The following is a 26,912-nucleotide window of genomic DNA, read 5'->3' as shown; positions in this document are numbered from 1 at the left end:
GGCATCGATTGCCCGGCCCGTCGCCGTTGCCGCCCGAACCGCGTGGGAGCGTGCGCGGCTAGTCGCTCGCGCCGGCCGGTTGCGGCGGCGGGTTGCGCCGCGCGCGGCGCCGTTCGGCCGCCAGGCGGACCCGGTCCATGTACAGATACACCACCGGCGTCGTGTAGAGCGTCAGCACCTGCGAGACGATCAGCCCGCCGACGATCGCGATGCCGAGCGGGGCGCGCAGCTCGGCGCCGTCGCCGTGCCCGAAGGCCAGCGGCAGCGCGCCGAGCAGCGCGGCCATGGTGGTCATCATGATCGGCCGGAAGCGCAGCCGGCACGCCTCGTAGATCGCGTCGAACGACGATTTGCCCTGGCGCGACGCCTCGATCGCGAAGTCCACCATCATGATCGCGTTCTTCTTGACGATGCCGATCAGCAGGATCACGCCGATCAGCCCGATGATGCCGAACTCGGTCTTGAATAGCAGCAGCCCGAGCAGCGCGCCCACCCCGGCCGACGGCAGCGTCGACAGGATCGTGATCGGGTGGATGTAGCTCTCGTACAGCATGCCGAGCACGATGTAGATCGCGGCGATCGCGGCGGCGATCAGCAGCAGCTGATCCTGCAGCGCCTGCTGGAACGCCTGCGCGGTGCCCTGGAAGCTGCCGGTGATGGTGGCCGGCATGCCCAGCTCGGCCATGGTCTGGTAGATCACGCGGGTGGCGTCCGACAGCGCCACGCCGGGCGGCAGGTTGAACGCGATGGTGGTCGCCACGAACAGGCCCTGGTGGCTGACCGACAGCGGCGTGGTGGCCGGCCCGAAGCTGGCGATCGACGACAGCGGCACCATGGTCGATTTCGAGGTGGACACCGCCGCGCCCGACGACGCGCTCGACTTGCCGGTGGAGGCGATCGAGTTCAGCGCCGCGTTGCGGGCCGAATCGGAGGCGATCGCCGCGGCGCTGGTGGTGCTGGCGCCGGCCGTGCCGGTGCCGGCGCTGCTGCTGGTGCTCGCCGTGAACGTGCCCGCCGCCGCGTTGGTGGTGGCCGCGCCGTTGGCGGTGCCGCCGGTGGTGCTGACGTACACCTGCTTGAGCATCTCCGGGTCCTGCCAGTACTTCGGCGCGACCTCCATCACCACGTGGTACTGGTTCAGCGGGTTGTAGATGGTCGACACCTGGCGCTGGCCGAACGCGTCGTACAGCGTGTTGTCGATCTGCGCGGGCTGGATGCCGAAGCGCGCGGCGGTGGCGCGGTCGATGGTGACCATCGATTCGAGGCCGCCCTGCTGCTGGTCGGAGTTGACGTCGGCCAGCTCGGGCCGCTTCTGCAGCGCCTCGGTCAGCTTCGGCCCCCACTGGTACAGCTCGGCCGTCGAATCGCCGAACAGCGTGAACTGGTATTGCGCGTTCGACTGGCGCCCGCCCACGCGCAAGTCCTGCGCGGCCTGCAGGAAGGTGCGCGCCCCGGCCACGCGGGCGAGCCGCGGCCGCAGCCTGGCGATCACCTGGTCGGCCGACAGCTTGCGGCCCGGCTTGTCCTTCAGCGTGATGAACATGAAGCCCGCGTTGGTCGCGCGCCCGCCGCTGAAGCCGGCCACCGTCGCGACGTTCGGATCGGACTGCACGATCTGCATCATCTCGGTGAACTTGACCTTCATCGCCTGGAACGAGGTGGACTGGTCGGCCTGGATGCCGCCGATCAGCATGCCGGTGTCCTGCTGCGGGAAGAAGCCCTTGGGGATCTTCACGTAGAGCAGCACGTTCAGCGCGACGGTGGCCACCAGCGACAGCACGATGATGCGCGGATGGCGCAGCGCCCACACCACCGAGCCGTCGTAGCCGCGCTGCAGCCGCCCGAAGCCGCGTTCGAGCCAGCGGCCGACGCGGCCTTCCTCGCGCTTGGCGGTTTCGTTCGGCGGCAGCAGCCGCGCGCACATCATCGGCGTGAGCGTGAGCGAGACCAGCAGCGACACGAAGATCGCCAGCGACAGCGTCAGCGCGAATTCGCGGAACAGCCGGCCGATGATGCCGCTCATCAGCAGGATCGGCAGGAACACGGCCACCAGCGAGAGGCTGATCGACAGCACCGTGAAGCCCACCTCGCGCGCGCCGTCGAGCGCGGCCTGCATCGGCGTCTTGCCGTTCTCGATGTGGCGCGAGATGTTCTCCAGCACCACGATCGCGTCGTCCACCACGAAGCCGGTGGCCACGATCAGCGCCATCAGCGAGAGGTTGTCGATCGAGAAGCCGAGCAGGTACATCGCGCCGAACGTGCCGATGATCGAGATCGGCACTGCCACGCTCGGGATCAGCGTGGCGCGCCAGTTGCGCAGGAACAGGAACACCACCATCACCACCAGGCCCACCGCGATCAGCAGCGTGTGCTCGGTGTCGGTCAGCGAGGCGCGGATGGTGCGCGAGCGGTCCATCACCGGCGCCACGTTGATGTCGGCCGGCATGCCCGAGGTCAGTTGCGGCAGCGAGGCCTTGACGCGGTCCACCGCGTCGATGATGTTCGCACCCGGCGAGCGGTACAGGATCACCAGCACCGCGCGCCGGCCGTTGGCCAGGCCGATGTTGCGCAGATCCTCGACCGAATCCACCACGCTGCCCACGTCGTCGAGCCGCACCGCGGCGCTGTTGCGGTAGGCCACCACCAGATCCTTGTACTGCGACGCCTGCGAGGCCTGGTCGTTGGTGTAGAGCTGGTAGTGGTTCGGGCCGAATTCGATGGCGCCCTTCGGGCTGTTCGCGTTGGCCGAGGACAGCGCCGCGCGCACGTCCTCCAGGCCGATGCCGTAGTGGAACAGCGCCTGCGGCTCCAGCTCGATGCGCACCGCCGGGTTGGCCGAGCCGGACACGTCCACCTCGCCGATCCCCTCGATCTGCGAGAGCGCCTGTTGCAGCACGGTGGAGGCCGAATCGTAGAGCTTCGCGGGCGAGGCCGTGTCGGAGGTCACGGCCAGCACCATGATCGGCGAATCGGCCGGGTTGACCTTCTTGTACGTGGGATTGCTCTTGAGGCTGGCCGGCAGGTCGGCGCGGGCCGCGTTGATGGCGGCCTGCACGTCGCGCGCGGCGCCGTCGATGTCGCGGTCCAGCCCGAACTGCAGGATGATACGCGCGGTGCCGACCGAGCTGGTCGAGGTCATCTCGGTGACATCGGCGATCGAGCCGAGATGGCGCTCCAGCGGGCTGGTCACGCTGGTCGCGACCGTATCGGGGCTCGCGCCCGGCAGCGACGCGGACACCGAGATGGTCGGAAAATCCACCTGCGGCAGCGGCGAGACGGGCAGCTTCGCGAACGCGAACAGGCCCGACAGCGCGATCCCGAGCGCGAGCAGCGTGGTCGCGATCGGGCGGTGGATGAAAAGGCGCGACAGGTTCATCGGTTACGCGCCCGTGCCGTTGTTGCCGGAGGTGTCGCCCGCGGCCGGCCGGCGGCGCTCGAAGGCGCGGCGCACGCGGCGCGCCAGCGAATCGAAGCCGAGGTAGATCACCGGCGTGGTGAACAGCGTCAGCACCTGCGAGACGATCAGGCCGCCGGCGATCGCGATGCCGAGCGGCTTGCGCAGCTCGGAGCCCGCGCCCGAGCCGACGATCAGCGGCAGCGCGCCGAGCAGCGCGGCCAGCGTGGTCATCAGGATCGGCCGGAAGCGCAGCAGGCAGGCCTGGTAGATCGCCTCGCGCGGCGACTTGCCCTCCACGCGTTCGGCCTCCAGCGCGAAGTCGATCATCATGATCGCGTTCTTCTTGACGATGCCGATCAGCAGCACGATGCCGATGATGCCGATGATGTCCAGATCATGCCCGGTGACGATCAGCGCGAGCAGCGCGCCCACCCCGGCCGACGGCAGCGTCGACAGGATCGTGATCGGGTGGATGTAGCTCTCGTAGAGCACGCCGAGCACGATGTACATCGTCACGATCGCGGCCAGGATCAGGAACAACTGGTTCGACAGCGACGACTGGAACGCCAGCGCGGCGCCCTGGAAGCGCGTCTGGAACGAGGCGGGCAGGCCGATCGCCTTCTCGGCCGCCTCGATCGCCTTGACGCCCTCGCCGAGCGAGGCGCCCTGCGCGAGGTTGAACGACACCGTCGCGGCCGGGAACTGGCCGAGGTGGGTGACGAGCAGCGGCGCGGCGCGTTCGTGGAACGTGGCGATCGACGACAGCGGCACCTGGCCGCCGCCCGCCGACGGCAGGTAGATGCCGTTCAGCGAATCGGCGTAGTGCTGCATCTGCGGCTCGGCCTCCAAGATCACGCGGTACTGGTTCGACTGCGTGAAGATGGTCGAGACGATGCGCTGGCCGTACGCGTCGTACAGCGCGTTGTCGACGGTGGCCGGCGTGATGCCGAAGCGCGCGGCGGTGGCGCGGTCGATCTCGACGTACACCGATTTGCCGTTGGCCTGCAGATCGGTGGCCACGTCGGCCAGTGAAGGCTCCTGCTGGAGCTGGCGCATCAGCTTCGGCACCCAGGTCGCGAAGTCGTCCGGGTTCGGGCTGGTCAGCAGGAACTGGTACTGGGTCGGGCTGACCGTGGAGTCGATCGTCAGATCCTGCACCGGCTGCATGTAGAGCGCGATGCCGGGCAGGTTCGACACCTGCTTTTGCAGGTCGCGGATGATCTGCGTGGCCGAGTCGCTGCGATCGTCGCGGTTCTTCAGGTTGATGAGCATCCGCCCGCTGTTGAGCGTGATGTTCGAGCCGTCCACGCCGATGAACGAGGTCAGGCCGTCCACGTTCGGGTTCTTGAGGATCTGCGCGGCCAGCGCCTGCTGGCGCTCGGCCATCGAGCCGTACGACACCGCCTGCGGCGCCTGGGTGATGGCCTGGATCACGCCGGTGTCCTGCACCGGGAAGAAGCCCTTCGGAATGAACACGTAGAGCAGGGCGGTCAGCGCCAGCGTGAGCACCGCCACCACCAGGGTGGAAGCCTGGCGTTCGAGCACCCAGCGCAGCGCCGTGCCGTAGCGCGCGATCACCTTGTCGATCACCTTGTGCACGCGCGTCTCGAAGCGGTGCTCGCCCATCGGCGGCGTGTGGCGCAGCAGCTTCGCGCACATCATCGGCACCAGCGTGAGCGACACCACCGCCGAGATCACGATGGTCACCGCCAGCGTGATCGCGAACTCGTGGAACAGCCGGCCCACCACGTCGCCCATGAACAGCAGCGGGATCAGCACCGCGATCAGCGACACCGTCAGCGAGATGATGGTGAAGCCGATCTGCCGCGAGCCCTTCAGCGCGGCTTCCAGCGGCCCTTCGCCTTCCTCCACGTAGCGCGCGATGTTCTCGATCATGACGATCGCGTCGTCCACCACGAAGCCGGTGGCGATGGTCAGCGCCATCAGCGAGAGGTTGTTCAGCGAGAAGCCGGCCATGTACATCACGGCCAGCGTGCCGATCAGCGACAGCGGCACCGACAGGCTCGGGATGATGGTGGCGTAGATGTTGGCCAGGAACAGGTACATCACCAGCACCACCAGCACCACCGCCAGCGCCAGTTCGAACTGCACGTCGCGCACGGCGGCGCGGATCATGGTGGTGCGGTCGGTGACGATCTGCACGTCGAGCGAGGCGGGCAGCGTTTCCTGGAGCTTGGGCAGGATCTGCTTGATCGCGTCGACCGTCTGGATCACGTTCGCGCCGGGCTGGCGCTGCACGTTGACGATGATGGCCGGTTCCGCATCGACCCAGGCGCCGAGCTTGGTGTTCTCGGTGCCGGCGATCACCTTCGCCACGTCGGTCAGCATCACCGGGCGGCCGTTCTTGTAGGCCACCACGGCGGTGTTGTACTGATCGGCGCTGGTCAGCTGGTCGTTGGCGTTGATCGTGTAGGCGCGCGTCGGGCCGTCGAAGTTGCCCTTCGGCGTGTTGACGTTCAGGTTCGAGATGGTGGTGCGCAGGTCGTCGAGGTTCAGCCCGTATTGCGCGAGCGCGAGCGGGTTGGCCTGAATCCGCACGGCCGGCCGGTTGCCGCCCGACAGGCTCACCAGGCCCACGCCCGACACCTGCGAAATTTTCATCGCCAGGCGCGTGTCGGTCAGGTCCTGCACCTGCGAGAGCGGCAGCGTTTTCGAGGTGATCGCGAGCGTGAGGATGGGCGCGTCGGCCGGGTTGACCTTGGCGTAGATCGGCGGCGCGGGCAGGTCCGACGGCAGCAGGTTGCCGGCCGCGTTGATGGCGGCCTGCACTTCCTGCTCGGCGATGTCGAGCGGCAGGTCGAGGCTGAATTGCAGCGTGATGACCGAAGCGCCCGCCGAGCTTTGCGAGGACATCTGGTTCAGCGACGGCATCTGCCCGAACTGGCGCTCCAGCGGCGCGGTGACCGAGGAAGTCATCACCTCGGGGCTCGCGCCGGGGTAGAACGTCTGCACCTGGATGGTCGGGTAATCGACCTCGGGCAGCGCGGCCAGCGGCAGGAAGCGCAGCGAAACCAGGCCGGCCAGCATGATCGCCGCCATCAGCAAGGCAGTGCCGACCGGGCGAAGAATGAATAGACGGGATGGATTCATCGATCAGGCGTGGTCTTGGGCGTCATTGCGCGGCGGATTGGGATGCGCCGTGATGGCGGTGGCCATGGGCGCCCGATGCGCCGGAGGCGCCGTGAGCATGCGCGCCCGATGCGGCGGCGGCGCCCGACGCGCCTTGCGGATGCGCGGCCGGGATCGTGATCTTCGCGCCTTCGCGCAGGCGATCGACGCCGTCCGTCACCACGCGCTCGCCCACCTGCACGCCCTGGGCGATGCTGGTGCGTTCGCCATCCACCGGGCCGGGCTTGACCTTGCGTACCGTGACGGTGTTGTCCGGCTTGACGATATAGACGAACTGGCCGATCGAGCCGGTTTGCACGGCGGCGGTCGGCACGATCACGGCGTCGCGCAAGGTGTCGACCAGCAGCCGCGTGTTGACGAACTGATTCGGGAACAGCAGGTTGTTCTTGTTGGCGAACGTGGCGCGCAGCTTCACGGTGCCGGTGGTGGTGTCCACCTGGTTGTCGAGCGTTTCGAGCGAACCGGCTTCCAGCGGCACCGTGTTGTTGCGGTTGTAGGCCGTGACCGACAGCGTCTGGCCCGCGTTGACCTGCTTGAGGATCTGCGGAAGGTTGTCTTCCGAGGTGGTGAACAGCACGCTCATCGGCTGCAACTGCGTGATCACGACGAGGCCGTTGGTGTCGCCGGACGTCACGTAGTTGCCCGCATCCACCTGGCGCAGGCCCACCCGGCCCGACACCGGCGCGGTGATGCGTGCGTAGGTCAGGTTCAGCTTGGCCGAATCGATCGAGGCCTGATCGGTCTTGACGGTGCCTTCGTATTGCTTGACCAGCGAGGCCTGCGTGTCGGTCTGCTGCTTCGAGATCGAATCCTGCGCGAGCAGCGTTTGATAGCGCTGCAGGTCGAGCCGCGCGGTGGCGAGCAGCGCCTGGTCGCGGGCGAGCGTGCCCTGGGCGGTTTCGAGCGAGACCTGGTACGGGCGCGGGTCGATCTGCGCGAGCAGGTCGCCCTTCTTGACCATCTGGCCTTCGGTGAAATTCACCGATTGCAGATAGCCGGAAAGCTGGGTCTTGACCGTCACGTTGGCCAGCGGGGTGACGGTGCCGAGCGCGGACAGCACGATCGGCATTTCGCCACGGGTGGCGGTGGCCACCTGCACCGGCTGCGGCTGGTTGGCGAAATCGGCCGGGCCGCCGTGACGGCGGCCGCCCGTCTGGCCCGCGGCCTGGCCGTTGGCGGGCGCGTCGGCCTTCTTCCACGGATGCCACCACAGCAGCGCGCCGCCGATCACGACGAGCGCGGCCACCCCGATCGCGATCGGGCGGCGCTTGCGCGGCGCCGGATCATGCGGCGGAGGAGCGGGGGAGCGAGGCGTTTGGGATTCCGGATTATTCATGTTCGATCTGACTGACGCTGGCGTGAGCGGGCGTGGGAGGCGCCGCGCGAGACCCGCCGCCGGGGCGGGCCGCTGGGACGGCGAAAGAGCGGAGCGCCCATGCGGGCGCGAGGTTGCATGATGCTACGTGCGACCCGGGCGATCGTCTAGCGAACTTTCTTTCAACGGTTTACTGGGGTAACCACTTGTATATCGCGATGACCCGCGAGTGACGTGCCGATGACGTGTGCGTGACGATTCGACGGTCGGGCCGGCCGGCCGCTCGCCGCGATCGGCTCGGGCCCGGCAGGCCGGCTAGCGGCGCGGGGCGACCGATCCGCCGATCTCGCGGGCGATCCTGGCGACGCACTCGAGCAGGGCCGGCACGGCGGTCTCGAGCAGCGCCTCGGCCGAATGCTGCATGGCCGCGCCGCCGCAGTTGACGGCGTAGCGCTGGCCCGACGGGCCGACGAAGCCGGCCGCCACCGCGTTCAGCCCGTCGCGCCATTCGCCGATCGCGATCGCATAGCCGTTGCGCCGGGTGTCGTCGAGCGCGGCGTCGAGCCGGGCCTGCGCCAGCGGCCAGTCGTCGCCGTGCGCGGTCTGCAGGGCGACCACCAGCTCGCGGCGCTCGCTGTCCTGCAGCGCGGCCAGGTAGGCGCGGCCCACCGCGGTGCGGACGATGTCCATCCGCGAGCCCACTTCGAGCCGCGTGACGAGCACCGCCGAGCGCGGCCGGATCACGTCGATCGCGACCATGTCGAGCCGATCGCGCACCGCAAGGTGAACCGACAGCGAGGTACGCTCGGCCAGTTCGATCAGGAACGGCCGCGAGCGGGCGCGGATATCGAAGTTGCGCAGGTAGCCGTTGCTCAGTTCGAGCACGGACGCGGTCAGCACGAAGCGTTCGCTGTCGGGCAGCCGAAACAGGAAGCCGGCGCCCACGAGGGTGGCGGTGATACGCGAGACGGTCGGTTTGGGGATACCTGTTATTTCTGTCAGTTCGCGGTTGCTGACCGGTGCATCGGCGGCGGCCACGCAACGCAATACGGCGAGCCCTCTGGCGAGCGCCGAAATCTCATCCGTCGAGGATTCGCGATCTTTCGCGGCGCTTGCCGCGTTATTCATTGTCGACACGAAGGCCTCTCACTTTTCTGAAACAAAATTTCATATTTGCAGAAATAGTACGACAATTATCGAATCGTGCATGTTTTACCGACAACGTATCATGCGATGACAGAGTGTCGGATGTCCCCGGTTTTGAAGGGTTTTCTCCCAAGCTTGTGTCGCAAAATTCACAATTGCGCCGTATTTTTCTCTTGACTTGGGATCGGGAAACGGAAAAAATGTGCCTGAATTTCGAAACAACGTTTCGTCAGTTTTACCGATAACGATGTTTCGATGCAGTCTCTCAGGTTCTAGCACGGCCCTCGGAATGGCTAGAACTTTTTAAGCGCCACGGTCACCCGTGGCGCTTTTTTTTTACTCTATCAATCCGGCCCCATTTGTTCAAATAATGGGATTTTTGCCGAAAAATGGCGGCTCGGATAAGTTAAACGTCGCTTGTTTGATATGCCAGCTTAACCCGGGTCGCCCGGGGCCGGACCGGGGGTTCGCCCGCAGGCGGCGGCCGGCCGGGCGCGGCGCCATGAAAAAACGCGCTGCCGGGAAGGGCAGCGCGTGCAGAAAACGGCCCGAAGGCCGCGACGGATGAAACCGGGTTTCGCGAAGCGCGGTGGCTCTCAGGCCTTGGCGAGCTTGATGCCGGTGGCTTCGGCGGTCAGGTAGCCGACGCTGGCGCCGAACCGATCCTTGAAGTTGGCGCGCACCAGCGGGTCGAGCGTGGCCTTGACCTTGTCGTGCAGCGGCGATTCCCAATCGCCGACGTGCTGGAAGTTGCTCATGATGTAGGTCCAGCCGTTGATCTCGTCCACCGCGTGCAGGCCGGTGGATTCCGCACCGGACGGGCAGGACAGCACGCGCGACAGCGTCTTGGTGTCGACGTTGTAGGCCCACAGGAAGTTGTTGACGTGCATCCCGGAATCCTCGCCGATGAACAGCGTGCGCAGCTTTTCCGAGAACTTCAGGTTGTCCGGGTTGGCGATCCGGTCGGCGTTGGCCGTGTTGCCGAGCGCGTCGGCCGTGGCCAGATCCTCGCCCACCAGCGCCACCGGGGCGCTCATGTCGACCGGCACCCAGGCGCTGTCGATCGCCGTGCCCGAGGTGTCGCTCTGGCCGCCCTTCAGGTTCAGCGCGTAGACGGCGCCCGCCGAGATCTTCTTGTCCACCGCCACGTCGCGCGACACCGCGTTGCCCTTGACCATCGAGGTCTCGATGCGCGACATCGCCGTGTACACCACCTTGTCCTTCGCGTTGACGGTGGTGCCTTCGAGCTTGGTGAAGCCCATGCTGGCGCCGATCAGCGCCGCGTAGCGGTGCGTTTCCAGGAACGCGGCCGCCTTTTCCATGCCCGGCTTGATGCGGATCCAGTTGAACTTGCCGCTGAAGTGGATCTTCGTGTACGACGCGTCGCCCGGATCGGCCGTGGCCAGATCCATGATGTCGCTCGCCTTCAGCGTGTTGGCCAGCGCCTCGATCTCGGCGCTCGTCGCGTGGCCGATGCGCAGCCAGCTCAGCGTGGCCGCGCCCGCGCCGGCCGAGGCGGTTTGCGTCCACTTCGCCACGTAGAGCGTGCCGGCCGACAGGTCCGCGGCCTTGTCGGCGATGAACATGAACAGGCCGCCGTTGGTGGCGTCGTCGCCCATCATCACCGTGCGCTGGTCCGGCATCACCTGGATCAGCTCGTGCGAGATCCGGCCCAGGCAGTAGTGCTTCTTGATCGAGCCGGTGCCGTCCGGGTTGACCGTCACTTCCGGCAGGTGGCCGTAGTGGTAGGGATTGGCGGTCGTCGTGCTGCCGAACGTGTTCTGGCTGTACGCCAGGAATTGCGCGTCGGTGGCGGCCACGGTGGCGTCCGGCTCGTATTCCTCGCTCGACAGGTGGGTGTTCCACGGCGACAGGCTCGCGCCGCAGGTGATCCACAGGCCATGCGCCTTCGAGGTGTCGACGTTGTGGTACTTGACCAGCGTCAGCGCGCCGGTGGCGGCGTCCTGGTCGAGCGTCAGCACGGCGATCGGCGAGGGCAGGCGGCCGTAGGTCGAATCGCCGTTCTGGTTGCGCGTGGTGTATTCGAACTGCACCACCGCGAACACCGGCTTGCCTTTCACGCCGGCCACGCTGGCGTTGGCCAGCGTCAGCAGCGAACTGCCGTCCGGGCAATCCGAGTAGAACTGGCGTTCGCTGCCGGCCTTCGAGGTATCGATGATCGGCTGATTGTTGATGTCGTAGTAGCCGCCCGCGAGGATCGTGCCGCCGCTGCCGTTCGGCACCCGATCGCCGGTCGCGAAGAACGGCTTGTAGGCCAGCTTGTAGTTGCGCGCGCTGCCGTCCGAGAACGACACCGACAGCGTCGAGCCCACCGTGGTGGTTGCCATCGCGGCCGGATCGGCCAGCGTGGGCGCGGCCATCGAGGCGAACGTCGCCGCCGCGAAGCTGGCTGCGGGGGCGTTGCCGGCGCCGCCCGTCGTCGGGCCGTTGTCGTCGTCGCCGCCGCAGCCGCTGAGCAGGGCGGGGAGCGCGAGGCCGCCGAGCGGCAGCATCGGCGCGCCGACGAGGATCTTCAGCGCCTGGCGGCGGGAGGTTTTGGGCTGCGCGGTCATGGGTGTCCGGTTCTCGTGTGGGGTCGATGTGGGGCGCTTCCGGGTCTTCCGTTACGGATTGGAAGATTGATGGAAGGTTTTTGTAATGCGAGGCGGAGTGTAGGCGGGGTGTGTGAAAGTTTTTTGAATGCTTGTTGTTTGGATTTTGGAATATTTGATTTGACGAAGGGAAGGCGGAGGGGCGCGGCTTTGGCGTGGCGGGATGGAGCGTTGGATTCCGGCGAGCGCGGCGGCGAACATCGTCTGATTGGCGACCCCGGTGCGGTTGTCTTGTTCGGCGACCTGGCCGCGCTCGGCTGGCGGTGCGATGCGGGACTGGCTGTGACGATAGGTGAGTCGGGACGATCGCGCGTGCTTCGAGCGAGGTGGCTTGCTTCGCCTCGGCGGCGCGATGCGGGACTAGCTCTAACGATAGGTGTGTCGGGGTTATCACGCGCGCTTCGAGCGAGGCGGCTTGCTTCGCCTCGGCGGCGCGGCGCGATGCGATGCGCGCCAGGGGGGCGATCGCGGCGTGCCGGGGCGATTCGCGCCGCGGTTGCGCTCAGCCGTTCAGCCTCTCGTCGATCCGCCGCAGCGTCTCGGCCGCGCCGCCGGCAATCCCGATGCCGTGTTTCGCCGCGATCATCGGTTCGCGCGGGTTGATGCGAATCACGCGCGGGCCGTGGCGTTCGCTGAAACGGCGCACCGTCGGCAGCGCGGCGCCCGCGCCCAGTTCGACCACCACCCGCCTCTCGACCCGTTCGAGCCAGCGCGCGAGGCGCTGCGCTTGCCGGGCGGTGTCGCGTTCGAGCCAGTTCCCGTCACCGAACATCAGGATGTTGGGCCGCGCCAGCGCGCCGCAGTGCGGGCAGCGCGGCATCGCGTTCGTCAGCAGGCAGCGTTCCGTATCCACCTCCGGCGCGAACGCATCGGCCGGCCAGATCGCGCCGGTGCACGCGTCCACGCATTGCAGCCGATGGATCGTGCCGTGGCATTCGACGACGCGTTCGGCGCCGAAGCCGGCTTGCTGAAATTGGCCGTCCACGTTGCTGGTGAACACGAACGCGCCGTGCGTCATCGCCGCGCCCCAATCGCGCAGCAGCCCGAACCCGGCGTGCGGCACGGTGGCCCGGTACAGCGCCAGCCGGTGCCCGTAGAAGCCCCAGCTCAAGCGCGGCTCGCGCGCGAAGCCGGCCGGGTTCGCGATCGTCTCGAACGCCGTGCCGTGCAGCGCCGGATACGCGCGCCAGAAGCCTTCCGTGCCGCGAAAGTCGGGCAGGCCCGAATCCACGCCCATGCCCGCGCCGGCCGTGACGAGCAGGCCGTCGGCCTCGCGAATCCAGTCGGCCGCCTGCGCGATGAGGGTGTCGTCGTCGTGATTCATCGGGCTCTCCTGATCAACGCAACGTCATAGCCGGAACTGCTGGCGGAAGGTGGCGGCCAGCAGATCGATCGCTTCGCCGGCTTGCTCGCGGCCGGCCGGATCGCGCATCAGCACCACTTCGTGATCGCCGATCGGCGGCAGCGCATCGAGCACGCGCATGCGGCCGGTGACGCGCGCGCGATCGACCAGCGTCACGCCGAGCCCCGATTCGACGCAGGCCTGGATCGCCTGGCTCGACGGGCTTTCGATGATCACGCGCCACGGCGTGCCGGCCTGCTTGAGCGCGGTCATGATCGCCGCGCGGTACGGGCACGGCTCGGCATAGAGCGCCAGCGGCAGCGGCTGCGCGGGATCGACCGCGAACCCGCTGCCGGCGACCCACACCGGCGTGGTGACGGTCAGCACGTCGGCCGGCCGCACCGACTGGATCGGCTGCACCACCAAGGCCAGATCGAGCTGGCCGCGCGCCACCCGCTCGCGCAGCTCGAAACTCGGCGCGGTGCGGATTTCGAGCACCACGTTCGGCCAGCTTGCCGAGAAGCCCGGCAGCAGATCGCGGATCACGTGGGCCGCGTATTCGTCGGGCACGCCGAGCACGATGCGCGCGGCCACCGTGCGGCCGCGAATCTCCTCCAGCACGCGATCGTGGGCACTGAGCAGCTCGCCGGTGCGCGACAGCAGCCGCTTGCCGAGCGCCGTCAGCGTGACGCGCTGGTTGTCGCGTTCGAGCAGCCGGCCGCCGGCCACCGCTTCGAGCCGCTGGATATGGATGCTGACCGCTGCCGGGCTCTTGTGCACGAACTCGGCCGCCGCGCGGAACTTGCCGAGGCGCGCCACCGCGTGGAAGGTGCGCAGCAGTTCGATATCGAGGATGCTGTCCATGGTTGTGATTTATTAAACGACTAGGCCAGTATATTTTGATTTTCGAATCCACGCGCGACGCTTAGGCTGGGTGCATGACTTCGACCCGATCCCCCTGCGCCGCCGCGAGCGTGCCTTCCGTCCCGCCACCGGCCGCGTTTCTGCTCCCGTTGCCGCTGCTCGAATGCCTGATGGTGATGGCGTGGAGTTCGGGCTTCGTCGGCATCCGCTTTTCGGCCGATTACGCGCCCGTTTATCTGGTGGTGTTCTGGCGCTGCATCGCGTTGTCGATCGGCTTGTTCGGTTTCGTTGCGCGCGAGATCCGCGCGGCGTCGGGAGCGGCGCTGCTGCGCGAGGCCGCGATCGGCGCGCTGGCGATGGCCGGCTATCTGGCCGGCGTGGCGAAGGGTATCGAGCTGGGCGTGTCGGCGGGGCTGTCGGCGCTGATTGCCGATCTGTTGCCGATCGGCACCGTGCTGATTTCCACGTTCGTGCTGCGGGAACGCAGTTCGGGCCGGGTGTGGGCGGGATTGGCGCTCGGGTTGGCCGGCGTGTTGATGGTGAGCCGCGACACGTTCCGGGTGGGCGCTGCGCCCGTCTGGGCGCTCGGCTTGCCGGTGGCCGGCATGGTGTCGCTGGCGGCGGCGGGCATCTGGCGCAAGCGGCTGTCCGCCGCCGCGCACGCGCCGTCGTTGGGCCCGATGGCCGCGTTGTGGGTGCACGGCGTGGTGACCGCGCTGATCTTCGCCGTGTTGCAGGGCGCGCGCGGCAGCCTGATGCCGGTGGCGAGCGCCGGCTTCGCGGCCGGCGTGGCGTGGACGGCGATCTTCTCGACGCTCGGCGGCTACGGGCTGTATTGGGCCTGCTTGCGGCGCGCGTCGCCGGCGCGGGTGTCGAGCGTGCTGTTCCTGAGCCCGTCGGTCACGCTGGTGTGGGCGTGGGCGATGTTCCACGAGCCGCTGACCTGGCGGATGTTGCTCGGGACGTTCGTGGCCGGGGCGGGGGTGGTGTTGATCGCGCGGCGTGGGAGGTAACGGTGGGCCGCCCCGTACCCCCGCTCAATCCCGTTCGGGCGTGGCCGTGATGCGATGGATCGACAGGTCGGCGCCGTCGAATTCGGCTTCCCGGTCGAGCCGCAGCCCGATGGTCGCCTTCAGCGCGCCATAGACGATCGTGCCGCCCACCAGCGCCACCACGATGCCGCCGACCGTGCCGAACATTTGCGACACGAACGACACGCCGCCGAGGCCGCCCAGCGCCGGCTGGCCGAACACGCCGGCCGCGATGCCGCCGAGCGCGCCGCACAGGCCGTGCAGCGGCCAGACGCCGAGCACGTCGTCGATGCGCCAGCGGTTCTGCACGCACGTGAACATCACCACGAACAGCGCGCCGGCCGCGGCGCCGGTGGCGAGCGCGCCGAGCGGATGCATCACGTCGGAGCCGGCGCACACGGCCACCAGCCCGGCGAGCGGCCCGTTATACGTGAAGCCCGGATCGTTGCGGCCCGCGAGCCAGGCGGCCAGCGTGCCGCCGACCATCGCCATCAGCGAATTGACGGCCACCAGGCCGCTGATCTTGTCGAGCGTCTGCGCGCTCATTACGTTGAAGCCGAACCAGCCCACCGCCAGCACCCACGCGCCGAGCGCGAGGAACGGGATGTTCGAGGGCGGGTGCGCGGCGATCCGGCCGTCCTTCGAATAGCGGCCCTGGCGCGCGCCGAGCAGCAGCACGGCCGGCAGCGCGATCCAGCCGCCGAACGCGTGCACCACCACCGAGCCGGCGAAATCGTGGAACGGCGCGCCGAACGCGTGCGTCAGCCAATCCTGGATGCCGAAGCGGTCGTTCCAGGCAATGCCTTCGAAGAACGGATAGATCAACCCGACGATCACCGAGGTGGCGATCAACTGCGGGTTGAACTTGGCGCGCTCGGCGATGCCGCCCGACACGATCGCCGGGATCGCCGCCGCGAATGTCAGCAGGAAGAAGAAGCGCACCAGCGCATAGCCGTTGTGCTGGGCCAGCGTGCCGATGTCGTCGAAGAACTCGATGCCGTAGGCGATCGTGTAGCCGATGAAGAAGTACGCGATCGTCGACACCGAGAAGTCGACGAGGATCTTCACCAGCGCGTTGACCTGATTCTTCTTGCGCACCGTGCCCAGTTCTAGGAACGCGAAGCCCGCGTGCATCGCCAGCACCATGGCTGCACCGAGAAGGAGAAATAAGGTGTCGGTGGCCGATTTGAGACTGTCCATCCTGTTTCCCGTGCTTGCGCGAAAAGGGGGCATTTGAGCAAGATTCGGGCCAATCAGGGGAATCGATGCGTGAATCCGGTGCGAAACCGCACCGGATCGGGGTGACAGGGTTGGTGCGGGTTTCACGATCGATGCGTGAGGCAGGCGATTTCTTCCGGCTGCACGCGTGTGGTGCCGATGAATGGATTGTGGTGGTGCGTGTGTGCCGCCAAATGGTGCGTGCGTGGGTGTGTACGGCAGGGGCGCGCGCTCAATGCGCCGAGAAAATGCGCCGTGGCCGCAGCAGCCGCCAGCCGCAGCACGCGCAGCCGAGCGAGAGCGCGACGCAGGTCACGGCGATCAGCAGCAACGGTGCCGGCGGCAGATCGAACGGGGCACGCCAGCCGAACGGCGCGATCATGCCTTGCGCGACGATCACGCTGGCGATCCAGCCGCCGATCACCGCGAGCACGAGCCACAGCGTGGCGTGCCGCCGCCGCCGCCGCTCGATGGCATCGGGTGAGCGCTGGTGCACATGCCGGCAAAACGAGAGCGTCGCGCCTAGCGTGACGAGCAACACGATCAGCCAATCGAGTTCATTGATCATGGAAACGACCGCCGCAGAAATTCATGGTGCGATCGACTATAGGTAGGGCACCGCGGGCCGCCTATGGGTTCAATCCGAAAGATTTCCCGACTTGTCTGAAAGGGAATGTAATCCTGACGTGGCGCTAGCTCGCCGCCGTCGTATCATCGCGATTCCCGCATCGAGAGGGCGCGTTGTCGCGCCAACCCACATGAAGCATCCCTTTCGGTTTTCCTTCCTTGCCCCGGTTCGTCATGCCGCGCCCCGACGCAGCAGCCTGACGGCGATCGCCGCCGCCGCCCTGGCGGCCGGCATGCTGGCCGGTTGCGACAAGCCGGCGGACACGAACGCGTCGACGCCGGACCACGCAGCCAGCGCCGTGGCCGATGCGGCCGCCCACGCGGCCAAGAAGCTCGATCAGGCCGCCAGCTTTGTGGACAGCCAGATCGCCGCGGCCAAGGCCGGCGTGGCGTCGGCGGCTTCGGCCGTGCCGCCCGTGTCGGCCAGCGACGTGGCGTCGGCCGCGCAAGCGCATTTGAAGAGCGCCGCCGCGAACGCATTCGGGCTGGCCGCCTCGGCCGCCGGCACCGGCCTCGAATCGGCCGGCCGCAAGCTCCAGCAATGGAGCCGGGATAACGCGCCTGCGTCGTCTTCCTCGTCCACTTCGTCGTCCGATACCGAGAAGTCGGCGAACAACTGAAGTGCCGGCAAACGCGCCGCGTACGTATTTATCCCGGTCGACGTTGCCAATAAAGTTTTCATAATGTTCCCCGTATAGTATTCGGCGTAGAAAAATTTTCTACGCCAACAAGACCAACAGGAACGGGGAATGGACCATATCGATCGCAAGTTGCTGGAACTGCTGCAAGCCGACTCGACGCTGCCGATCGCCGAACTGGCCCAGAAGGTGAATCTGTCGCAAACCCCATGCTGGAAGCGGATTCAGCGGCTCAAGGATACGGGCGCGATCCGCGCCCAGGTGGCGTTGTGCGATGCGCGCAAGCTCGGCGTCGGCACCACGGTGTTCGTCGCGGTGCGCACCAATCAGCACACCGAGGAATGGGCGCGCACCTTCATGCAGGTGGTGTGTGATATCCCGGAAGTGGTCGAGGTGTACCGCATGAGCGGCGAAACCGATTACCTGCTGCGCGTGGTGGTGGCCGATATCGCCGATTACGATCGCGTCTACAAACATCTGATCCGCGCCGTGCCGCTGTTCGACGTCAGTTCCTCGTTCGCGATGGAGCAGATCAAGTACTCAACGGCGTTGCCGGTGCGCAGCGGCAACGCAGCCGTATAGGCCGGTATAGGCCGGTATAGGCAAATAGGCACATGAACCAGCAGCCCAGGAAGAACCCGGTACGCGGCGTGTCCGTGATGATCGTCGTGATCGTGCTCGCGGTGATCGGCACGGTGCTCTATAACGCGATCTCGGAGAAGCGCGCATACGACGCGGCGCATGGGGGCGAGGCGGCTTCCGGCGAGACGGCATCGGCTGTGGCGGCTTCCGCATCCGTGGCGTCGGCCGCGTCCTCCGCAGGCAACTGAGCGCCGCGCCGGGCAGGTGCGGCGTCGGCGGCTCGGCCGATCAGGCCGGCAACCGGATCACGCTCGCATCCTTGCGGATCAGCAGCGACGAGGCCAGCATCTGCTTGCACTGGTGCGCCAGCACCTTGAGGTCGTGCGTCAGCTCGGTGCCGACCTTGTTCGACTTCTCCGCCTCCACCACCATCGAATCGAGATCGCGCGTGAGCTGCCTGGTCAGCTCGCCCTGATTGCCGGGCGGCGCCACGCCGGCTTCGGCCTGTTCGAGGTTCTCGCGCACCTGGGCCAGCCCGTTCTGCAGCGCCGCGTAGGTGTCGGGCGCGCTGTCGCCGGTGGCGTTGCGCAGCAGCGGCGCGGCGGCGGTGATCTGCGCGCCGAGCACGTGCGCCTGCACCAGCAGGTCGTTCAGCTCGGGCACGAAGCGTTGCTGGGCCTTCGGTTCGAGCATCATGCGCTGGAATGCCTGGCCGAGATTGGCGAACGCGATATGCACGTTCTTGCGCGCGAGCCGATACGGATAATCGCTTTCGAGCGGCGAGGCCTTCGGGTTTTCCGCCGCGCTCGCCACCGCCTGCACCACCGCCGCGCCGTCGACCGCCGCCACCGATGGCGCGCCCTGCGCCTTGCCGCTCCCGGCCCGCCAGGCTGCCTCGAAATACTTGCGCGTGTTGCCCAGCACGTCGTCCACCAGCTTGCCCATCGCGCGGTATTCCCAGTAAGGGAACAGGCGGCTCGCGGCGATCGCGATCATGCAGCCCACCACGGTGTCGATCATGCGTTCGCCGATGATGCGCATGCCGCCCGGCGCGAGCAGATGGAACATCAGCAGCACGTAGGACGACGTGAACACCACGCTGGCCGCGTAGTTGAACAGCAGCAGGCTGTAGCTCATCACCATCGAGCCGAACATGATCGCGATCAGCAGCGGCGGCGATTTCACCGTGTAGATCAGCGCGATGCTGATCGCGCAGCCGAGCAGGGTGCCGACGATCCGCTGCGCGTTGCGCTGCTTGGTCAGCGAATAGCCGGGCTTCAGGATGATGATGGTGGTCATCACGATCCAGTAGGCGTTGGTCAGCGGCAGCAGGCGGCCGAGCCAGAAGGCCACCGCGACGGCCCCCGTCACGCGCAGCGCATGGCGAAAGCTCGGCGAGCCGAAATTGAGGTTCGAGAAGATCAGCATCGGCGAGAGCCGGCGGCGCTGCAGGAAGCGCGCGAGGGTCTGGTCGATCTTCAGCTCGGTTTGCGCGACATCCGGCGTGGCGGCCAGCGTGCGCCGCATCTTGTCGATCAGGCGCGTGGCGCTCCAGATGCGCCGGAACGTGGCCAGCACGGCCGCATAGGCTTCCGGGTTGGTTTCCGGGAAGTTCTTCTTGCGCATCAGCTCGATTTCATACTCGATCGCGCGCAGTTCCGCCTTCACGCTGGTGCGGGTTTGCGGCGCGCGGTTCTGCAGCACCGCGAGGCCCACCGTTTCGAGATCGGCCGCCGCCTTGCGGATCAGGTCGCGATAGAACAGCAGCATGTCCGATTCGCCGAACGTGCTGCGCACGAGCGGGTAATCGGTATGCGCGCCGACGAACATCTCGTGCAGGTCGACGCTGTTGATGAACAGGTTGAACATCAGCGTGCGGGCGCGGTCGAGCTTGCCGCCGCGCAGCTTCGGCAGGTTGCGCAGCACGATGTCGCGCGCGGTTTCCTGCGATTCGACGGCCGCCACCTGCTTGACGACGAGGTTGCGGTAGCACTCGTCGAGATCGGCTTCGAGATCGTAGAAATCGGCGCGCGCGAGCAGGTAGCCGGCCAGCGCGAACAGGCTGTCGGCCAGCGCCTGCTGCTCGATGCGGCGCGCCTGCCAGCGCGACACGAGCGTGGCCCAGTAGGTGTACCAGAGGCCGCCGGCGAGGATCCACGCGGCGTTGATCAGCGCCTCCATGGGCGTGAAGCTGTCCTCCAGCGTCATCACCATCATGAACAGCGTGGCGAAGCTGATTTGCGGCCAGCGGTTGCCGTACACCACGATCAGCGACAGCACGAACGTGAGCGGCACGATGGTCAGCCACAGCGCGAAGATGTTCGGCGTGGCGAGGCCCGTGGCCAGCGCCGACAGGAAGCCGATCACGCTGCACGCGAGCATTTCGTTGTGCTTGTACTTGAGCGGGCCGGGCATGTCGACCACGCAGGCGCCGAGCGCACCGGTGGCGATCGTGAAACCGAGATCGCGATCGTTGAACACGATCAGGCACAGCACCGCCGGCAACGACACGCCGACGGCGATCCGCAGGCCGCCGAAGAAATACTGGCTGTACAGGAACTTCTTGATTTCGATCGAATAGCGCATCGAGGACAGTTGGCGAACAGCGCGGGCAGGCGGACGAGTCTATCGTATTTCGTCGCCCCGAAAAGCTGGCTGTTTGGCCGAATATCCGTGCGGCGGTGCGTTTGCTATCCTTGGCGCTTCCTGCGTGGCCCACGGCCGCGTACCGTCACCGCCGCCGCCCGCATGCTCCACCTCTTTTTCTCGAACCGTCACGAAACGCTGGCCGATGCGCTGATCGACCATCTCGCGTCGCATCCCGGCGCGGCGGGGCCGTGGGCCGCGCAGCAGGTGATTGTGCCGAGCGCGGCGCTGCGCCGGCGGCTCGAACTCGATATCGCCGCGCGGCACGGCATTTGCGCGAATGTCCAGTTCAACTATCTCGCGCAATGGCTGTGGGCGCAGATCGGCCAGGTGCTGCACGTGCCGCCGCGCTCGCCGTTCGCGCCCGACCGGCTCGTCTGGCGGTGCTACCGGCTGCTGTCGAGCCGTGCGGAGCAGGGCGGCGAAGCCGCGCCGTGGCTCGCCTCGCCGCGCCTCGCCGCCTATCTCGCGGCGGCCGATGCGCCGATGCGCTACGAGCTGTCCCACCGGCTCGCCTCGGTATTCGATCATTACCTGACGTACCGGCCCGAGTGGCTGGCGGCCTGGCGCGACGGCGGCTCGATCTTCGCATTGGAAGGCACGCCTTCGCGTGGCGCCGAGGCCGCGCGCGACGACGAGCACTGGCAGGCCGCGCTGTGGCGCGCGCTGGTGGCCGAGCTGGCCGACGACGGCGAGCCGCCCGCGCACCGCTTCCTGCGCGAAGCGCCGTCGCTCGCGCCCGACGCGCGCACGCTGGCCGCCTGGCCCGACGCGGTCAGCGTGTTCGCGCTGCCCACCATGCCGCCGTTGCACGTGGCGCTGCTGCGCGAGCTGTCGCGCTGGATCGACGTGCGGATCTACGCGCTCAATCCGTGCCGTGAATTCTGGTTCGACATCGTCACGCAGGCGCGCGCCGAATCGCTCGACGCGGCGGGTCAACTCGATTACCAGCAGGTCGGCCATCCGTTGCTGGCCGAATGGGGCCGCCAGACGCAGGCGCAACTGCACATGCTGCACGAGCTGACTGAATCGGCGGCCGCCACCGATGCCTCGCGCTTCGAGGCGTTCGAGGCCGACAGCTGGCTCGCGCGTATCCAGAACGCGATGCTCGACCTGCGCCCCGAGGCCGAACTGGGGCCGCCGCCGGCCGCGCGCGGCATCGAGGTGCATGTCTGCCACAGCCTCGCGCGCCAGCTCGAAGTGCTGCACGACCGGCTGCTGGCCGCGTTCGCCGAGGATTCGACGCTCGCGCCGTCCGACGTGGTGGTGGCCGTCGCCGATCTGGCCGCGGCCGGCCCGCTGATCGACGCCGTGTTCGGCACCTCGGCTTCGCAGGAGGCCGCTCGCGTACCGTATCGCATTACCGGGTTGCCGCCGTCGCAGGCCAACCCGGTGGCGCGCGTGCTGCTCGACTGGCTCGCGTTGCCCGAGCGCGAGGTGGGCGCGCCCGAGCTGATCGAATGGTTGCGCGTGGATGCGGTGGCCGCGCGCTACGGCATCGACGCGGCCGCGCTCGAAACCGTGCAGACCTGGCTCGCGGCGGCGGGCGCGCGGCGCGGGCTGGCGGCAGCCGAGCCGCGGCCCGGCGCGGTGGCCGATCCGGCCGTGCCGGTGCAGCGCCATACCTTCGCCGATGCGCTGGCGCGGCTCTTTCTCGGCTACGCGATGCCGGACGGCGCGGCGCCGGTTGGCGCCTATCTGCCGATCGACGGCCCCGAGGGCGGCGAAGCCGAACTGCTCGGCCGGCTCGCGCGTTTCACCGACGATCTCGATTGGTTTGCCGGCCGCATCGCGGCCGAAGCGACGCCCGGCGAATGGAGCGAGATTTTCGCCGACGCGCTCGCGCGCTTCTTCGATTCGGGCGCGGCGTGGTCCGATGCGCTGTCGGGCGTGCGCGACGCGCTCGACGCGTTGCTGGCCACCATTCGTGAGGGCGCGCAGGACCTGCCGATGCCGGCCGCCGTGGTGCGCGCCGGGTTCGCCGCCGCGCTCGACGATCCGGCGCGCGGCGGGGTGCCGTGGGGCGGCGTCACGTTCTCGTCGCTGACCAGCCTGCGCGGCCTGCCGTATCGCATGGTGTGCCTGGTCGGCATGGATGACGGCGTGCTGCCGAGCCTCGCGCGTGCCGACGAGTTCGATTTGATGGCCGTGTTCGCCAAGCTCGGCGACCGCCAGCGCCGCGACGACGAGCGCAACCTGTTCCTCGACCTGCTGCTGGCCGCGCGCGACCGGCTGGTGGTGACCTACACGGGCCGCAGCATTCGCGACAACGCGCCGCTGCCGCCGGCCGCGCTCGTCGACGAGCTGCTCGACTACGTGGCCGAGGTCACGGCCGGCCCCGATGCCGCGCCGGCCGATATCGAGGCGGCGCGGCGCGCGTTCGTGACCGAGCATCCGCTGCAGCCGTTCTCGGCCGATTACTTCGAGCGCGGCGGCCGGCTCTATTCCTACGACGCCGAACGCGCGGCGCTGGCCGGGCAACTGGCGCGCGGCGAGAGCCGCGAGGCACCGCCGTTCTTCGCCGCGCCGTTGCCGGCCGAAGCCGATGCGCCGGTGGCGTTCGGCGATTTCGAGCGCTTCTGGCGCCACCCGGCGCGCGCGTTGCTGCGCGACCGGCTCGGCGTGGCGCTGTTTGATGCGCAGGCCGAGTTGATCGACAGCGAGCCGTTCGCGCTCGACTACGCGGGCAGCGACGCGCTGGCCGCGCGCGTGCTGCCGCTGTTCGTCGAAACCGAAGGCGCGAGCGTGGCCGAACTGGCGCGGCGCGTGGCCGACGCCAGCCCCGAGATGCCGGGCGGCGCGACCGGCGCGGTCTGGCGCGAGCAGGCGCTCGGCGGCCTGGAGCGGCTCGCCGGCAATGTGCGGCAGGCGCTCGAAGGCGGCGCCGAGCGGCGGCCGTTCGCGCTCGACATCGCGCCGGCCTGGCCTGACGGCGAACTGCCGTGGTTCGGGCCGTTCGACGCCGGGCTGGCCGCCGACGCACAGGCCCGCCCGCTCGCGCTGCACGGCACGCTGAACCGGCTCACGCCGCTGGGGCAGGTCATCTATCGCTATGCGCGGCCCGGTGCGCGCGATCATCTGTCCGCGTGGCTCGCGCATCTCGTCTATTGCGCGATCGATCCGGGCGGCCCGCGCCGCACGCTCTGGTTCGGCAGCGGCGAGGGTTTCGAATTCGCGCCGGTGGCCGATCCGCACCGGCATCTCGCGCCGCTGGCCGCGCTGTTCCGCGCCGGCCGTCGCATGCCGCTGCGCTTCTTTCCGAAGAGCGCCTGGGCGCTCGTGTCGGATGGCGAATCGAAGGCGGCCGGCGTCTGGATCAACGAGCGTGTGGCCAGCGAAGCCGACGACGCCGCGCTCGCCACCGCCTGGCGCGGCGCGAACCTCTCGCTCGACGCGCCGTTCCCGGCGCTCGCGCATCTCGTTTTCGATCCGCTCGTCGAGCATTTGAGGAGCGGCGCATGACGCAGCACGCCATCGCCCCCGCGCTCGCGGCGCAGGAACTCGACGTCTTCGCCTGCGCGCTGGCGGGTGTCAACCAGATCGAGGCGTCGGCCGGCACCGGCAAGACCTGGAACATCTGCGCGCTGTACGTGCGGCTGTTGCTCGAACACGATCTGAACGCCGATCAGATCCTCGTCGTCACGTTCACCAAGGCGGCCACGGCCGAGTTGCACGAGCGGATTCGCGGCCGTCTGGCGCAGTTGGCCTACGCGCTCGAATGCGACGACGACGGCGGCGATCCGTTCATCGCGAAGCTGTTCGCCACCACGCTCGGGCCGGGCAGCGAGATCGATCGCGAGTTGGCCGGCAAGCGCATCAACCGCGCGTTGCGCGCGTTCGATCAGGCGGCGATCCACACGATTCACGCGTTCTGCCAGCGCGCCTTGCAGGAAGCGCCGTTCGCGGCGGCCATGCCGTTCGCGTTCGAGATGGAGGCCGACGATGCCGCGCTGCGCTTCGAGCTGGCCGCCGATTACTGGCGCACGCGCGTCGAGCCGGCCGCCGCCGCGCATGCGGGTTTTGCCGCGTGGCTGGTGGCGAATCGCGCCGGGCCGGACGCGCTCGACGCGCAACTGGCGCGGCGGCTCAAGAAGCCGCTGGCCGCGCTGCGTTTCGACGGGCTGCCCGATCCGCAGGCCGAGGGCGCCGATGCCGACACGGCGCTGCGGGCCGCTCATGCTGCGGCTGCTTCGTTCTGGCAAGCCGAGCGTTCGGCTATCGCGCAGTCGCTCGATGTTGCGCAGGCCTCGCTGAACCAGCGCTCGCACAAGCCCGAAGCGGTGGCCGACGCGCTGGCCGCCTGGGCCGCGTATTTCGTTCCGATGCCCGAAGCCGGCGCGGCGCCGCCCGCGCCGCTGACGAAGCCGGCGCTCAAGCTCACGCGCACGTCGCTGGAGAAGGCAACCAAGAAGGGCGGCGCGACGCCCGTGCATCCGTTCTTCGACGCGGCCGAGGTGCTGGAGTTGGCGCTCGCGGCGGCCGAGACCGCACAGCGCGCCCGTTGGCTCGCGCTGATCGCCGACTGGCTGGCCGAAGCGCCTGCGCGGCTCGCGGAAAAGAAGCGCACGCGCCGCGTGGTGTCGTTCGACGATCTGCTCGCGAACCTGCATCACGCGCTGGTCGCGCATCCGTGGCTGGCCGATACGCTGCGCCGCCGTTATCCGGCCGCGCTGATCGACGAATTCCAGGACACCGATCCGCTGCAGTTCGAGATCTTCGACACGATCTTCGCGCCGGCTGGCCCGCTGTTCCTGGTGGGCGATCCGAAGCAGGCGATCTACAGCTTCCGCGCGGCCGATCTGCATACCTATCTGGCCGCGCGCGAGCGGGCCAGCGCGCGCTACACGCTGGCCGTCAATCAGCGTTCGACGCCGGCCATTGTCGATGCCTGCAACCGCGTGTTCATGGCGAACCCGCGCGCGTTCGTGCTCGATGGCCTCGATTACGAGCCGGTGCGTGCCGGGGAGCGTCGTCGCGCGCCGTTCTTCGACGACACCGATCCGCGGGCGGGTGCCGGCGATTTCCGGATCTGGACGCTGCCTGAGGGCGACGACGCGCTGTCCAAGCGCGACGCGCAGCGGCATGCCGCGCAGGCTTGCGCCGCCGAGATCGCCCGGCTCATGCGCGGTGCGCGCGACGGGTCGGTGCGGCTCGGCGAGGCGGCGTTGACGCCGGCCAATATCGCGGTGCTGGTGCAGACGCACCGGCAGGGCAGCCTCGTCAAGCGGATGCTGGCCGCGTGGGGCATCGGCAGCGTCGAGCTGGCGCAGGCCTCGGTGTTCGCCACGCTCGATGCGGAGCAGCTCGAACGCGTGCTGGCCGCGATCGACGCGCCCGGCGACCTGCGCCGCTTGCGCGCCGCGCTCGCCACCGACTGGTTCGGCATGGACGCGTCCGCGCTGTGGCGGCTCGAACAGGGCGAGGCCGGCGAGGCCGATGCCGACGCGATGAGCTGGGTCGAGCGCTTCTCGCGCTACCGGTTGATCTGGCGCGAGCGCGGCTTTGCCGTGATGTGGCGCAGCTTCGCGCGCGAACTGCGGATCGCCGAGCGGCTGATCGGCGGCGCGGATGGCGAGCGGCGCGTGACCGACGTCAACCATCTGGCCGAATTGACGCAGGCGCGCGCCTCGGCGCAGCCCGGCATCGCGCCGACGCTGCGTTGGCTGGCCGCGCAGCGCGCGGTCGGCGGGGGCGGCGAGGATGCCCAACTGCGGCTCGAATCGGATCGCAACCTCGTGCAGATCGTCACCGTGCACAAGTCGAAAGGGCTCGAATACGCGGTGGTGTTCTGCCCGTTCCTCAACGACGGCCGCCTGCACGAGCCGCGCGAGGAAGCGCTGCCCGATGCGCGCGAGTATCACGACGACACCGGCGCGGCCGTGCTGCATTACGGCTGCGACGAGGCGGCCACCGAGATGGCGGCGGCGCAGGCGCGCCGCGAGCAGGCCGCCGAGCGCGCGCGGCTGGTGTACGTGGCGCTGACGCGGGCCGTCTATCGCTGCTATCTGGTGGCCGGTGTCTATCAGTCGGCCAGGTCGACCAAGGAGGCGCGCCGCAGCGTGCTGAACTGGCTCGTGGCCGGCGCCGGCTACGGCTTCGATGCGTGGCTCGAGAAGCCGCCCGAACCGGAAGAACTGTCGCAGCGCTGGGCCGAACTGGCGAGCGGGCCGATCTCGATCGCGCCGTTGCCGGTGGTGTCGTCGCGCTCGCCGCTCGCGGCCGGGCACGATGCCGAACGGCTCGGCGGCGCGCGGCAGGCGGCGCGCTTCCTGCGCGACGCGTGGCGGATCGCGAGCTTCAGTTCGCTGACGGCGTCGCTGGCGCGCGAGCAGGAGGGCATCGCC

Annotated in this window: 16 protein-coding genes; 6 read left to right on the top strand and 10 right to left on the bottom strand. The window is 68.4% G+C overall.

Translation table 11 applies throughout. From position 1 onward, the window contains the following. Positions 1–58: 58 nt before the first annotated feature. The 7 genes from ACYP33_RS07670 to ACYP33_RS07640 all read right to left on the bottom strand — a co-directional run bounded on the left by ACYP33_RS07670 (position 59) and on the right by ACYP33_RS07640 (position 13,826). Complete coding sequence (locus ACYP33_RS07670) at positions 59–3,376, bottom strand: efflux RND transporter permease subunit (RefSeq protein ID WP_459620791.1); 3,318 nt, start codon at positions 3,374–3,376, stop codon at positions 59–61. A 3-nt stretch (positions 3,377–3,379) separates the two neighbouring features. Then, positions 3,380–6,508 (bottom strand): MdtB/MuxB family multidrug efflux RND transporter permease subunit, encoded by a 3,129-nt coding sequence (locus ACYP33_RS07665; protein WP_459620789.1) that lies wholly within the window; start codon positions 6,506–6,508, stop codon positions 3,380–3,382. 22 nt (positions 6,509–6,530) lie between these two features. Then, a complete protein-coding gene (locus ACYP33_RS07660; protein ID WP_414450058.1) occupies positions 6,531–7,883 on the bottom strand; it encodes an MdtA/MuxA family multidrug efflux RND transporter periplasmic adaptor subunit in 1,353 nt (450 codons plus the stop codon). A gap of 294 nt (positions 7,884–8,177) precedes the next feature. Then, positions 8,178–8,990, bottom strand: a complete 813-nt coding sequence (locus tag ACYP33_RS07655) for an IclR family transcriptional regulator (RefSeq protein ID WP_414451981.1) — start codon at positions 8,988–8,990, stop codon at positions 8,178–8,180. 614 nt (positions 8,991–9,604) lie between these two features. Further along, on the bottom strand, positions 9,605–11,581 hold the full coding sequence (locus ACYP33_RS07650) for a PhoX family protein (protein ID WP_459620787.1): 1,977 nt from the start codon (positions 11,579–11,581) through the stop codon (positions 9,605–9,607). Positions 11,582–12,122: 541 nt separating this feature from the next. Further along, positions 12,123–12,944 (bottom strand): SIR2 family NAD-dependent protein deacylase, encoded by an 822-nt coding sequence (locus ACYP33_RS07645; RefSeq protein WP_459620785.1) that lies wholly within the window; start codon positions 12,942–12,944, stop codon positions 12,123–12,125. 24 nt (positions 12,945–12,968) lie between these two features. Continuing rightward, positions 12,969–13,826, bottom strand: a complete 858-nt coding sequence (locus ACYP33_RS07640; RefSeq protein WP_459620783.1) for a LysR substrate-binding domain-containing protein — start codon at positions 13,824–13,826, stop codon at positions 12,969–12,971. A 74-nt stretch (positions 13,827–13,900) separates the two neighbouring features. Here ACYP33_RS07640 and ACYP33_RS07635 point away from each other — a divergent pair, with 74 nt between their 5' ends. Further along, entirely contained in the window at positions 13,901–14,839 is a 939-nt protein-coding gene (locus ACYP33_RS07635; protein ID WP_459620781.1) for a DMT family transporter, read from the top strand. A 24-nt stretch (positions 14,840–14,863) separates the two neighbouring features. Here the strand turns inward: ACYP33_RS07635 and ACYP33_RS07630 are convergent, their stop codons facing one another. Then, positions 14,864–16,057, bottom strand: coding sequence for an ammonium transporter (locus ACYP33_RS07630; RefSeq protein WP_459620779.1), 1,194 nt, complete (start codon positions 16,055–16,057; stop codon positions 14,864–14,866). Positions 16,058–16,307: 250 nt separating this feature from the next. Further along, on the bottom strand, positions 16,308–16,643 hold the full coding sequence (locus ACYP33_RS07625; protein WP_414450052.1) for a hypothetical protein: 336 nt from the start codon (positions 16,641–16,643) through the stop codon (positions 16,308–16,310). Between the two features lie 190 nt (positions 16,644–16,833). On the opposite strand from ACYP33_RS07625, the gene ACYP33_RS07620 reads away from it, so the two are divergent. The 3 genes from ACYP33_RS07620 to ACYP33_RS07610 all read left to right on the top strand — a co-directional run bounded on the left by ACYP33_RS07620 (position 16,834) and on the right by ACYP33_RS07610 (position 18,170). Continuing rightward, positions 16,834–17,322, top strand: coding sequence for a hypothetical protein (locus tag ACYP33_RS07620; RefSeq protein ID WP_459620777.1), 489 nt, complete (start codon positions 16,834–16,836; stop codon positions 17,320–17,322). Positions 17,323–17,451: 129 nt separating this feature from the next. Then, positions 17,452–17,922 carry an Lrp/AsnC family transcriptional regulator gene (locus ACYP33_RS07615; protein ID WP_459620776.1) on the top strand — a complete coding sequence of 157 codons (471 nt, stop codon included), beginning with the start codon at positions 17,452–17,454 and terminating at the stop codon, positions 17,920–17,922. Positions 17,923–17,954: 32 nt separating this feature from the next. After that, entirely contained in the window at positions 17,955–18,170 is a 216-nt protein-coding gene (locus ACYP33_RS07610; protein WP_459620774.1) for a hypothetical protein, read from the top strand. Between the two features lie 40 nt (positions 18,171–18,210). Here the strand turns inward: ACYP33_RS07610 and ACYP33_RS07605 are convergent, their stop codons facing one another. Next, the gene (locus tag ACYP33_RS07605; protein ID WP_459620772.1) at positions 18,211–20,508 is read right to left on the bottom strand and encodes an FUSC family protein; all 2,298 of its coding nucleotides are present in this window, start codon (positions 20,506–20,508) and stop codon (positions 18,211–18,213) included. Positions 20,509–20,670: 162 nt separating this feature from the next. Here ACYP33_RS07605 and recC point away from each other — a divergent pair, with 162 nt between their 5' ends. Further along, entirely contained in the window at positions 20,671–24,030 is a 3,360-nt protein-coding gene (gene recC, locus ACYP33_RS07600) for an exodeoxyribonuclease V subunit gamma (RefSeq protein ID WP_459620771.1), read from the top strand. Next, the coding region (locus tag ACYP33_RS07595; protein ID WP_459620769.1) for a UvrD-helicase domain-containing protein at positions 24,027–26,912 on the top strand (2,886 nt) is incomplete at its 3' end. The genes recC and ACYP33_RS07595, both read left to right, overlap by 4 nt.

It is taken from the genome of Burkholderia sp. 3C (assembly GCF_054589155.1).
This window is presented reverse-complemented; position numbering and strand designations above follow the sequence as displayed.

What these genes read in the sequence shown, in the direction of transcription:
- ACYP33_RS07670 (WP_459620791.1), bottom strand. Translation starts at nt 3,376, where the DNA reads ATGAACCTGTCGCGCCTTTTCATCCACCGCCCGATCGCGACCACGCTG.
- ACYP33_RS07665 (WP_459620789.1), bottom strand. Translation starts at nt 6,508, where the DNA reads ATGAATCCATCCCGTCTATTCATTCTTCGCCCGGTCGGCACTGCCTTG.
- ACYP33_RS07660 (WP_414450058.1), bottom strand. Translation starts at nt 7,883, where the DNA reads ATGAATAATCCGGAATCCCAAACGCCTCGCTCCCCCGCTCCTCCGCCG.
- ACYP33_RS07655 (WP_414451981.1), bottom strand. Translation starts at nt 8,990, where the DNA reads ATGAATAACGCGGCAAGCGCCGCGAAAGATCGCGAATCCTCGACGGAT.
- ACYP33_RS07650 (WP_459620787.1), bottom strand. Translation starts at nt 11,581, where the DNA reads ATGACCGCGCAGCCCAAAACCTCCCGCCGCCAGGCGCTGAAGATCCTC.
- ACYP33_RS07645 (WP_459620785.1), bottom strand. Translation starts at nt 12,944, where the DNA reads ATGAATCACGACGACGACACCCTCATCGCGCAGGCGGCCGACTGGATT.
- ACYP33_RS07640 (WP_459620783.1), bottom strand. Translation starts at nt 13,826, where the DNA reads ATGGACAGCATCCTCGATATCGAACTGCTGCGCACCTTCCACGCGGTG.
- ACYP33_RS07635 (WP_459620781.1), top strand. Translation starts at nt 13,901, where the DNA reads ATGACTTCGACCCGATCCCCCTGCGCCGCCGCGAGCGTGCCTTCCGTC.
- ACYP33_RS07630 (WP_459620779.1), bottom strand. Translation starts at nt 16,057, where the DNA reads ATGGACAGTCTCAAATCGGCCACCGACACCTTATTTCTCCTTCTCGGT.
- ACYP33_RS07625 (WP_414450052.1), bottom strand. Translation starts at nt 16,643, where the DNA reads ATGATCAATGAACTCGATTGGCTGATCGTGTTGCTCGTCACGCTAGGC.
- ACYP33_RS07620 (WP_459620777.1), top strand. Translation starts at nt 16,834, where the DNA reads ATGAAGCATCCCTTTCGGTTTTCCTTCCTTGCCCCGGTTCGTCATGCC.
- ACYP33_RS07615 (WP_459620776.1), top strand. Translation starts at nt 17,452, where the DNA reads ATGGACCATATCGATCGCAAGTTGCTGGAACTGCTGCAAGCCGACTCG.
- ACYP33_RS07610 (WP_459620774.1), top strand. Translation starts at nt 17,955, where the DNA reads ATGAACCAGCAGCCCAGGAAGAACCCGGTACGCGGCGTGTCCGTGATG.
- ACYP33_RS07605 (WP_459620772.1), bottom strand. Translation starts at nt 20,508, where the DNA reads ATGCGCTATTCGATCGAAATCAAGAAGTTCCTGTACAGCCAGTATTTC.
- recC (WP_459620771.1), top strand. Translation starts at nt 20,671, where the DNA reads ATGCTCCACCTCTTTTTCTCGAACCGTCACGAAACGCTGGCCGATGCG.